The sequence below is a fragment of the Microbacterium meiriae genome (assembly GCF_025143875.1).
GTDB lineage: Bacteria > Actinomycetota > Actinomycetes > Actinomycetales > Microbacteriaceae > Microbacterium > Microbacterium meiriae.
Map to the genome: position 1 here is coordinate 1 of NZ_JAMBDU010000047.1, position 10,508 is coordinate 10,508.

Sequence of the window (10,508 nt, forward strand, 5' to 3'; positions counted from 1 at the left end):
GCAGAGGGGCACCACAACCCGTTCCGTTAGCAGCCCATCAGCAGGGTCAGTTCGGAACCGGAGAGGGCGGCGCGAGTCGGGTGCGCCGGTGGAGGGATCACCACCTCGTCGGGCGACAGCACGGGGACCCGTCGGGGGAAGAATGGTCAGTCGAAGTCTGATGTCATCAAGGTGGCTTCCGCGGCCAGTACCCGCGACATCAGTTCGACTGCCGCATGGTCGAGGGTTGCTGCAGTGAGCAGCGATACCTCGCGTGAGAGCGTGGTGTCGGCGAGGTTGATGATGGCGACGCCTTCAGCTTCGCTGGGCAGTGCCAGCTCGGGTATAAGTGCTACCCCGAGTCCGGCGGCGACGTACGCGGCGACGACGCGGTAGTCGTCGCTGCGTGGGCCGTTGATCGGTTCGAATCCGGCCGCTCGCGCCGCCGCCAGGAGGTTCGCGTCACCGGGGTCGGTGTCACTCACTCCGAGGATCCAGGGGTCGCCGCTGAAGTCGTGAAGCCTGCGTGGCGGACCGAGCGCCAACGGATGCTGCGAGGACACGATGAGGGAGAACCGCTCGGTGAACAGGCTCGTGCGGTGGGTTCCAGGCGGCGTACTCCTCGCCTCGCCGGGAAGGTCGAACACGACGGCCGCGTCGAGCCCGAGGCGCACGAGCGCCTCGGACAATTCGTGCAGCTCTCCCTCGGTGATGCGCGGGTCGTATCCGGCCTCGGAGAGCGCGCCGACGAGGGCGGGCAGCAGCCGAGCCGCGGCGGTAGGGAAGATGCCCAGCCGCACCCGCCGGCGACCGGTCTCGAGCGCGTGCGCGACGTCAGCTTGCGCCCGAGCTGCGCGCTCCAGCAGCGCGGACGCGTGCGGCAGCCAGAGGCGCCCGGCGGGCGTGAGCCGGGTGCCCGCGCGTGAACTCTGAACGACCGGTGCCCGAGTGAGACGTGCGAGGCCGTTGAGGTGATGGGTGACGGTGGGCTGGCTCCAGCCGAGCGCTTCGGCGGCGGCGAGCACCGAACCGTGCTCATCGACCGCCCGCAGCGCGGTGAGTTGTCGGAAATCCAGCATCGGTAATCCATATCAGGTATTGACATATTCATATTAATCGCTATTCCCTATTCTGCCGCTGCATCACACGATGGATGTATGACTTCCGCACTCCTCGATGCACCCGTCCCGACCGCCACGGGTTCCCGCCGCGACGCCGAGACAACACCGTATGCAGACGCACTTGCCCGGTACGCAGCCCGCGACACGGTTCGCCTGAACGTGCCAGGTCACGCGGCCGACCCCGAGGGGGCGCCGCGTCTGGCCGGGTTCTTCGGCAGCGACCTGCTGCGGATGGACGTGCCGCCGCTGCTTACTGGCATCGACAAAGGCCCAGGCAACCCACTCGCAGCCTCACTGCGACTCGCCGCCGAAGCGTGGAGCGCCCGACGCACCTGGTTCCTCACCAACGGCGCGTCGCAGGCGAACCGCATCGTCGCGCTCGCGCTCGGCGCGTTCCGGAACATCGAGGACCCCGTGGTCGCGCAGCGCAGCGCTCATTCTTCTTTCAGCGACGGAATCATCCTCGGCGGACTGTCACCGCGTTTCGTCGCTCCTTCGATCGACGGCTGGTTCGGCATCAATCACGGAGTCTCGCCCTCCGCCCTCCGCGCCGCACTCGCACACGTCGATCGGCCCAAGGGCGTGTACCTCATCTCGCCCAGCTACTTCGGTGCAGTCGCCGACGTAGCGGCGCTCGCCGAAATCGCGCACGAGGCCGGCGCCCCGCTCGTCGTGGATGCCGCCTGGGGCGCCCACTTCGGCTTTCATGAAGACCTACCCGAAAACCCGCTGAGGCTTGGCGCCGACCTCGTCGTGTCCAGCACGCACAAGCTCGGCGGCAGCCTGACTCAGTCCGCCATGCTCCACCTCGGCCACGGGCCTTTCGCCGACGAACTCGAGCCTCTCGTGGAGCGCACGTTCGCGCTCGCCCAGTCCACGAGCGAGAGTTCTCTCCTCCTGGCATCGCTGGATCTCGCCCGGGCCGAGCTGCAAGACGGCCGCGCACGCATCGGAGCCGCCATCGCCGCCGCCGACGAGCTGCGCGAGCGCATCCGCCGTGGCGGTCGATTCCGTATCGTGAGCGACACGTTCGCACGCTTCGATGACATCGTCGCCACCGATCCGCTCCGCGTCTCCATCGACGTCGCAAGCGGTGGCGTGCATGGGCCCACCGCGCGAGAGTTGCTGATGGACCGCGACGGAATCTACGTCGAGATCGCGACCGAGACCTGCATCGTTGCGATCGTCGCCCCCGGAGTGGTTCCTGACATCCCGCGCATTGTCGATGCCCTTCATGCGCTGCCGATCGATCCTCTCGCCGCGGTGGACGTCACCGCCGTTGGCGCTGTCGGCGTGCTACCCCGCCCAGGCGAACTCGCGATCCTCCCGAGGGAGGCATTCTTCCGGCCCGCGGAGGCAGTCCCGATCGAGCAGGCGATCGGCCGCGTCTCAGCGGACGCTTTGGCCGCCTACCCGCCCGGAATACCGAACGTTCTCCCGGGCGAGGTGATCACCGAGGAACTCGTGCGCTTCCTGCTGCACATCACGGCCACCCCCGGCGGATATGTCCGGGGCGCCGTGGACCCCACGCTCGCGACGCTGAGTGTGGTCCGTACGTCGACCTGATCTCACACACCTGGCGCGTACGCACCCCGACCCAACTCTCCTCCTGTAACGTATGTTCCAGTTCGGAGATGGTGGACGGGACGGGAATCTCGGTGAACACGAGCGAAGGCACGTTGAGCGAGATGCTTCGCGATTCGCTCGAGGTCCTCAGTTCGGGGGAGCGCAAAGTTGCGCGCACCATCCTGGCGAATTATCCGATCGCCGGATTGGAGACGGTGGCCGAGCTGGCAGCGAGGGCCAAAGTCAGCCCACCGACCGTCGTGCGGTGTGTGAGTCGTCTCGGGTTCAGTGGGTATCCAGAGTTCCAGAAGCGCTTGATGCGGGAAGTGCACGAGCGTCTCGGGTCCCCCCTTGAGCAGTATGGACGTCCGGATTTGCGTTCGGGGGATGGTGATCTCGCCCGGGCGGCTCGCGTGTACTCCGGGAGTCTCGCCGCCACGATCAGCGACATGCCCGAGAGTGAGTTCACGCAGGCCATCGCGCTCCTCGCCGATGTGACTCACCCGGTGCGATTGACCGGCGGTCGGTTCAGTCACGTGCTTGCGGACTATCTGGGTGCGCATCTGGAACTTCTTCGCCCGAACGTGCACGTCATGGGCATCGAGCCGATGGAACGTCTCGCGGCGATCGCGGACACCCGCCGGGGTGATGTGTTCGCGGTGTTCGATTACCGGCGGTATGACCCACAGACGGTGCGGTTTGCTCAGCGGGTGGCCGATCGCGGCGCTCGCGTGGTTCTGTTCACGGATCGTTGGCTGTCGCCCGCGGCTGATGTGGCGGCGATCGTGCTGTCTGCTGACGTCGAGGCGCCCTCACCGTTTGACTCCCTTGTTCCGGCGATGGCCGTTGTGGAGACTCTCGTCGCTGGGGTGACCGATCGCCTGGGTGAGTCGGGCAGGGAACGCGTCGCGGCGATAGAAGCGATGCGCGATCGAACCGTCGCCGAACGCACGTGAACGGCGCCGGTCAGCCCCCGCGGGGTGCGGTGCGACTCTTCGCAGCCGCTACCAGCCGCCGAAAGCGGCGACTTGCTCGTCTGACACCGCGCCTTCGACCGCGTCGTCTATCGCGCGTGCGAGGATGTCCGCCGCCTCCCGGACGGTGTCAGCCGAGATCGTCAGCGGCGGCGTGAGCTCGAGGACGTTCCCGCGCACCGGGTAGGCCACGACGCCGAGTTGCCACGCCCGGTAGGCGACCTTCGCGGTGAGCGCTGCATCCGGTGTGCGGCTGGCCCGGTTCACGACGAGCTCGACTCCCAGCGACAGGCCGAGCCCCCGCACGTCGCCGACGCGCCGAGCGCCGGCCCGGTCGCTCCCCGCGTAGTCACGCAGGAGTGCGCGCAGTTGCGCTCCACGCTCGTGAGCATTCCGGGTGGCGGCGCCATCGCGCACGAGAGCGAGCACGGCGCGCGCGGCCGCACAGGAGATCGGGTTGCCGGTGGTCGTCATGAGCGCGGACGCGGTCGGTTCGTCGAGTACGGCTGCGGGTCCGACGGCTGCTGAGAGGGGGAGGCCGCCGCCGAGTGCCTTGCCGAGCGTGACGACGTCGGGAACGATGCCGTCGTGGGCGAACGCGTGTGTGAGTCCGGTGCGTCCGAGTCCGACCTTCACCTCGTCGAGGACGAGGTAGGCGCCGTGTGTGTCGCAGAGGGCTCGAAGCCCCGCGAGGAACCCGGCGGGTGGCACGATCACTCCGCCGTCCGATTGCAGCGGCTCGACGATCACTGCCGCGGTGGTGCCACGTGACAGTTCACGGTCGGCGCGCTCGAGCACGTCGGCGGCAACATTCGACGCGTCGCGGGTGTGTGGCCGGTACGTGTCGGGGTAGGGAAGAAAGACCACCTCGGCGTCAGCGGGGGTGCCCGCCGCGACGTGGACGCCCGATACACCCTGCGCCGTGCCGAAGCCGCCGTGGTAGCCGTTTTCGAAGGCGATGATGCCCGCGCGTCCGGTCGCTTGGCGACACCCGCGGAGGGCGACATCGTTCGCGTCGGTGCCGGCGTGGCCCAGGTAGACGCGCCGCGCGGCCCGAGGCAGGCGGCTCGGGAGGAGAGCGAGCAGTTCTTCGGCAAGCGCTACCGCGCCGGGGTGGGTGGTTGACAGAATCGAAGCCCCTGGCGCGTCGGCTGCCGCGTCCGCGATCGCTGTGGCGATGGCTACGTTTCCGTTTCCGAAGCCGCACGCGGTCCAGCTCGCGCTCAGGTCGATCAGTTCGCGTCCGCCCGGCTCGACCAGGATCGATCCGCGGCCCGACTCGGCGGCGAGCGGGAAGAACCGCAGCTTCTCGACTCCGGCGATCGAATCTGCATCACGCGCCAGCAGGTCTTGCAGCGATGTCACCGTGGTGCTCCTTCGTCGTGGTGACGTCAGCATCGGCGGGTGCCGACGCCGTGGGTGGACCGCCTCTCAGGCGCCCGCACGATCGAACCCCGTCACGTGCACCCGGTGATGCTCGATGCCGAGCATGCGTTCGGCGGCGGCGAGGTAGCCGGCCAGAAGCGCGCGCGCGACCGCGCCGACGGACTCGTCTTCGGGCAGGAAGCGCGGGTGGTGAAGACCGGGTGCGGGATCCTCCCCGAGGGTGTGGACGCCGACGAACATCATGAGCGAGGGAACCGCGTCGCAGTAGTACGAGAAGTCGTCGGCGCCGAGCGAGCGCATGGGCTCGGCGCCATCGACGCCGAGGTTCGCGAGCCAGTCGTCGGCGCCTGCAGCGAGGCCGGAGTCGTTGATGAGTGCGGGCTCACCCTCGACGCGCGTGACGACTGCGCGGGTGCCGAAACTTTCCGCCGTGCGTTGGGCCATCATGCTCACGGCACGAAAGAGGGGGTCGCGGTCGGCGGGGTCGGTGGTGCGCATGGTGGCGAACAGTCGCGCGTGCGCGGGCAGAACGTTGGCGGCGCCTTCTCCCGCGGTGAGCGTGCCGATGCTGATGATCGCGGGACGCAGGGGGGAGATCGTGCGGCGGATGACTTCCGGGATGGCGATCGCGATGTGCGCGATCGCGGCAATCGTGTCGGACGCCTCGTGAGGGTAGGCGGCGTGCCCCCCGCGACCCTCGACGCGTACTTCGATCTCGTCCGCCGCAGCATTGATGAACCCGCCACCGGAGGCGACTGCGCCCACGCGCACGCCCGGATGCACGTGCGCACCGATGACGTGGGCGATCCCGAAGCGTTCGAGAACACCTGCACGCACGACATCGAGTGCACCCGAGGGGTAGCTCTCTTCACGCGGCTGAAGGAGGGCGACGATGCCCGCCGGCAGCTCGAGCCCCTGGGCTGCGCGGACGAGCGCCACCAGAGCCGCTTGATGCACGTCGTGCCCGCACGCGTGCATCGCCCCATTCGTGGCGGCGAAAGGCGCGCCTGTCAGTTCGGTCACGGGCAGCGCGTCGAGTTCTGCCCGCAACCCGATCGAGGGTCCGTCCGCTGGTCCGAATCTTCCCACGGCTCCCGAACCGGCGATGGGCTCGAAGTCGATGAGGTCGCTCAGCGCATGCGTGATGCGGGCGGTCGTCGCATGTTCTTCGCCGGCGACGCGCGGTTGCGCGTGCAGTTCGCGCCGCAACTGGGCTGCAGCCGGCAGCTCTCGCTCGAGCGCGGCGTTCCAGCGTGCAGCGAGATCGGTCAGGTCCGCGACGGTTCGGCTCACGATGCCTCCCGGCTGTCGCCGGCGGATATGTCCGCGGCGGCGCGATTGTCGAGCCGGTAGGCCCGGCGGGCGTTGCGCCAACTGATCATCTCGGCAATGCGCGTGCGCTCGGCGAAGGGCCAATCGTCGCGCTCGGCGAACACGTCAAGGGCCCGGGCGAGGCCACGCCGGAACAGCAGCGCACCGAGGTAGTAGAGCTCGGCGGCGCCGAACGCGTCGGAGGAGAACAGGACCTTGTGAAAGGGGGCAAGCTCCAGCGTTTCGGCGATGATCTCGTCCGCGCGCGAGCCCGTGTAATTGATCGCGAGGCCGACATCGAAGTACACGTGAGGAAACACCTGCGCGAGGTAGCCGGCTTCACGGTGAAAGGGGTAGCAGTGCAGCAGCATCACATGTGCCTCCGACTCGCGGGTCAGTCGCAGGAAATCCGTCAGCAGGAGGGGGTTGCAGCGGTGAAGGTCGACGTCGGCGTCGCCGTAGCCGATGTGGAACTGGATCGCGCAGCCGCGATCCACCGCCGCCCACAGGAGGTGGCGGATGATCGTCGCGTCGGCGAGCCGCACCGGTGCCCCGGCGCTGTGGCGCCGCATCCACTGGTCGACAGCAGCATCGACACCGGCGTCGTCGGGCCGACCCGCCGCGAAGTCCAGCCCGATTCGATACGCGGCGATCGACTTCACGCCCACCGCGCGCGCCAGGCGATCATCGAGCTCGCGAGCGAAGGCCGCGCGGAACTCGTCGGCACGGCATCCGCCGCGGACAAGCTCTTCGGCGAGCTGCTCGAGACGTACGACCTCGAAGGCCCGGGCCGCCGCTGCATCCGCCATTCCGGCGGGGTCAAGGATCTCGTCGCCTCGGTGCCCGACCTCGATGAGGTAATCGCTGATCCCGGTCGCGCGCAGAAGCCGTCGATTCACTTCGGCCCCACCGAGCTCGCGGCGGCGCGCGAGGTAATCGTCGGGGCTCGGGAAGCGCTCCAGCCCGAGCACGGGTGCGCAGTGTCTGAGGATCGCGAAACCGATCTGGGAGTCGAAGTGAGTCGTGCCTGCGGGGGCGGCCCAGTCCGATTCGGTGATCAGCGCCTCGAACGCCGATCGATCCAGAGTCTCGGTCGTGACACCGTGGCAGTGATGGTCCAGCAACGGCATGTCGGCGAGGGGTGTGTCCGTCGGTGTCGGCGAGAGCGGGTCAGTAGACACGCGCATACACCTCGCACTGCTCTGCCAGGGAGCGCATCTGGACCGAGGCGAACTCGTCACGCTTGATGGCGTGGTAGGTCGCGAGGAACGCGGGAGAGAACCACCCTGAGACGACCTCGTCGCGTTTCAGCGTTTCCAGAGCCTGCTCCAGGTCATGGGGGAGCTTCGCCAGGCCTGCATGCCGACCGTCGAGATCGAGCTCGCCCTGCACGATCTCGGGGGTCTCCAGGCCTTCGCGCAGCCCTTCCATTCCGGCACGCAGAATGATGCCGAGCAGGATCCACGGGTTCGCGCCGATGTCGCCGCCGCGGAACTCGAAATGCAGCTGCCGGCTCGGATCACGACCGTCGATCTCGTTGGTCGGGCAGATTCGCAGCAGCGCCTCGCGGTTCTGCAGACCGAGGAAGGCCCGCGCGGTCGACCAGTTGTGCGGTGCCAGACGCAGGTAGCTCGTGGCGAGGGGCGCGAACAGCGCTGCCATCGCGGGACCGTGGCGCACGATCCCGGCCGCGAAGCTGCCGGCGGTGGCGGAAATCCGGCCGGGACGCGACGGGTCGAACACGAGGGTGTTGCCGTCGGCATCGTCCAGCCCGAAATGGACGTGCACCCCGTTGCCGGCCTCCCCGGGCGCGACCACCGGCGCGAACGAGGCTTCGCGGCCGTGCGCTTCGAACAGGTCGTAGACGAGGTCGCGGACCAGGATCGCACGGTCGGCCGCGGCCACCGGATCGGTGGGGGCGACCGTGATCTCATACTGGTGGCGCCCGTACTCAGGCAGCCACGTCTCCGGTTCGAGGCCGGCACGATGGAGCACGGTCATCAGCTCTGTGCCGATGGGCTCGGACCGGCGGAAGGCCTGCAGCGAGAACGGGTGATGATCCCCGTCGGCGCTCACGTCGACGAACTCGTGCTCGAACGAGCACCGGGTGGTGATGCCGAACTCCGTGCGCAGTTGTTCCACGGTGTCCCGCAGGAACGTCCGGGGGCAGCTCTCCCACGCGGATCCGTCGGTCTCGACGAGGTCCGCGAACACGATGCTCAGCGGCGGCCGACCGGGGATCCCATCGATGCGTGTGAGCGACGAGTAGTCGGGCTTCAAGCGCAGGTCACCCGTCGACCCGTAGGGAATGTCATCGACGATGTGTCCGAGCGAGCCGATACCGAGGTTCGCCGGCACCCAGCCGAGTGAGGTGCGCTCGTTGAAGTCGGCGAGCCGCATGGAGCGGCCCTTGGTGCGTGCAGCGATATCGGTGGTCGCGACGAAGATGAGTTCGTCGGAGTTCGGGGTGTCATCCCCGGTGGGGGTGTGCATGCGATCCGCTCCGATCGTCGGCGTGTGCGCTGGGGTCTGATCAGTGGTGCCCATGGGTCAGTCCAAGTCCTCGATGGTCAGACGCGAGCCGATGCGATCGGCGAGTGCGGGCTTGACCAGCACGATGATCAGGCCGATCAGGCACCATGCCCCCGCGATCCAGGGGAAGTATGTGTACGGTGCCTGCTGGCCGGCGATCTGAACGAAGTAGACATAGGCGAGGAATGCGAGGCCGAGGACGGGGAAGACCACTTCCCACTTGGGGATCTTCGAACCGCGTGTGAAGGCGTAGCGGATGACGCCCACAGAGGTCATCCCGTAGGCGACCACCATGCAGAGCACCGCGATCGTCGCATACCAGTAGTACACGTCGACGCTCGTGGCGCCGAAGAGGCCGAGACCAACTGCGAGCACGACCGTGAGCACGATGACGAAGACCGTGCTGTTGACGGGCACACCGGTCTTGGCGCTTGTGTGTGCAAACGACTTGGGTCCGAAGCCGTCCCGCGCGAGTGCGAACAAGAGGCGTGCGGCTGCCGCGGTCGCGCTCAACAGGGACGCGAAGGCCACCAAGAACGCCAAGATCGAGATCAGCACGGCGAACCACTGCCCCACATAGGTGGAGGCGAGTGTGGTCAGAGTCGAGGATGCGCCCGCGAACGCCTCCACGCCCGCCGCATCGGTGCCGAATCCGATGGTCTGCGCGAACATGACCAGCGTGTAGATGATGCCCGCAAGGACGACTGCGGCGAAGAGCGCGATGGGCACGACGCGCTTGGGGTTGCGTGTCTCCTCGCCCAGCGAGGTGCCCGACTCGAATCCGGCCCACGACAGGAAGCCGAAGACCGCAGCGGTCATCACTGCGCTGATCGATGCATCGCCAGGAAGGAACACCGAGAAATCGACACCAGTCGATACAGGGGCGTCGCCGCCGGCGACACGCGCGATGATCACGACGGACAGGATCACCATCGCGGCGATGCCGACAAAGCCGATTCCGAGCAGCGTGCGTGCCGTCACGGTCGACTCCCGCAGATTGAGGATCAGCACGAACGCTGCGACGACGATCGGCACGAAGATCCAGGCCCACGACGGCATCGCGATTCCGAGCTCCGCCATCATCGCTTCGAAGAAGACGGCGCATGCACCGGCGATGCACGCGGCGAAGAACAGATATGTCCCCAGCAGCGCGAAGCCGCCGAAGAACCCCGCCCTGGGTCCGAGCGTCGATCCGGCAAGCGCGTACACGGAGCCCGCGTGGGTGATGTACCGCGTCAGCCGAATGAACGCGTATGCAACCAGCAGCGTGCCGATGAACGAGACCACAAACGTGAACGGCACGGCCCGACCGACAAGTCCCGCCACTCCGATCCCGTTCAGCGACATCGCCATCACCGGACCCATGAAGCCGATGGAGATCGCGACAACCTCCCAAAGCCTCAAGGTCTTTCGTGGCGTTCCGGACGCGTCGATGCTCCGGCCGGTCTTCGTCAGTGAAGTCATGTGATCGGACCCTTCTGTCGGGCGTCTGCGGTGACGTCCCATGAGGTGACATGAACCAGACCGTCCTTAGCGATCATGATTCACCATCTATGAAACAAACGTTACACGAAGTCCACGCGCCTGCCAAGCGCAATTTCTGCGCCGATGCATCCGCACCTTGCGTACCTCGCCGCCG

General features: G+C 67.6%; 8 protein-coding genes. 2 read left to right on the top strand and 6 right to left on the bottom strand.

Annotated features, from left to right (window positions below; genetic code table 11):
* Positions 1-146: 146 nt before the first annotated feature.
* Positions 147-1,058, bottom strand: a complete 912-nt coding sequence (locus M4D53_RS17385; RefSeq protein WP_242086769.1) for a LysR family transcriptional regulator — start codon at positions 1,056-1,058, stop codon at positions 147-149.
* Between the two features lie 78 nt (positions 1,059-1,136).
* On the opposite strand from M4D53_RS17385, the gene M4D53_RS17390 reads away from it, so the two are divergent.
* On the top strand, positions 1,137-2,666 hold the full coding sequence (locus M4D53_RS17390; RefSeq protein WP_242086766.1) for an aminotransferase class I/II-fold pyridoxal phosphate-dependent enzyme: 1,530 nt from the start codon (positions 1,137-1,139) through the stop codon (positions 2,664-2,666).
* Positions 2,667-2,734: 68 nt separating this feature from the next.
* On the top strand, positions 2,735-3,622 hold the full coding sequence (locus tag M4D53_RS17395) for a MurR/RpiR family transcriptional regulator (protein ID WP_259955287.1): 888 nt from the start codon (positions 2,735-2,737) through the stop codon (positions 3,620-3,622).
* 48 nt (positions 3,623-3,670) lie between these two features.
* Here the strand turns inward: M4D53_RS17395 and M4D53_RS17400 are convergent, their stop codons facing one another.
* From M4D53_RS17400 to M4D53_RS17420, 5 genes are all read right to left on the bottom strand, one after another.
* Positions 3,671-5,005: an aspartate aminotransferase family protein gene (locus tag M4D53_RS17400; protein WP_242086764.1), complete on the bottom strand. Its 1,335-nt coding sequence runs from the start codon at positions 5,003-5,005 to the stop codon at positions 3,671-3,673.
* A 66-nt stretch (positions 5,006-5,071) separates the two neighbouring features.
* A complete protein-coding gene (locus tag M4D53_RS17405) occupies positions 5,072-6,319 on the bottom strand; it encodes a M20 metallopeptidase family protein (RefSeq protein ID WP_242086763.1) in 1,248 nt (415 codons plus the stop codon).
* A complete protein-coding gene (locus M4D53_RS17410; protein WP_259955288.1) occupies positions 6,316-7,467 on the bottom strand; it encodes an amidohydrolase family protein in 1,152 nt (383 codons plus the stop codon). The genes M4D53_RS17405 and M4D53_RS17410 overlap by 4 nt, the downstream gene beginning before the upstream one ends.
* A gap of 40 nt (positions 7,468-7,507) precedes the next feature.
* Positions 7,508-8,830: a type I glutamate--ammonia ligase gene (locus tag M4D53_RS17415; RefSeq protein WP_242086761.1), complete on the bottom strand. Its 1,323-nt coding sequence runs from the start codon at positions 8,828-8,830 to the stop codon at positions 7,508-7,510.
* Between the two features lie 57 nt (positions 8,831-8,887).
* Entirely contained in the window at positions 8,888-10,333 is a 1,446-nt protein-coding gene (locus M4D53_RS17420) for an APC family permease (RefSeq protein ID WP_242086760.1), read from the bottom strand.
* Positions 10,334-10,508: the final 175 nt, after the last annotated feature.

Excerpts from the sequence above, each read along its gene's own strand:
- M4D53_RS17385 (WP_242086769.1), bottom strand. The coding sequence starts at position 1,058 with ATGCTGGATTTCCGACAACTCACCGCGCTGCGGGCGGTCGATGAGCAC.
- M4D53_RS17390 (WP_242086766.1), top strand. The coding sequence starts at position 1,137 with ATGACTTCCGCACTCCTCGATGCACCCGTCCCGACCGCCACGGGTTCC.
- M4D53_RS17395 (WP_259955287.1), top strand. The coding sequence starts at position 2,735 with ATGGTGGACGGGACGGGAATCTCGGTGAACACGAGCGAAGGCACGTTG.
- M4D53_RS17410 (WP_259955288.1), bottom strand. The coding sequence starts at position 7,467 with ATGCCGTTGCTGGACCATCACTGCCACGGTGTCACGACCGAGACTCTG.
- M4D53_RS17415 (WP_242086761.1), bottom strand. The coding sequence starts at position 8,830 with ATGCACACCCCCACCGGGGATGACACCCCGAACTCCGACGAACTCATC.
- M4D53_RS17420 (WP_242086760.1), bottom strand. The coding sequence starts at position 10,333 with ATGACTTCACTGACGAAGACCGGCCGGAGCATCGACGCGTCCGGAACG.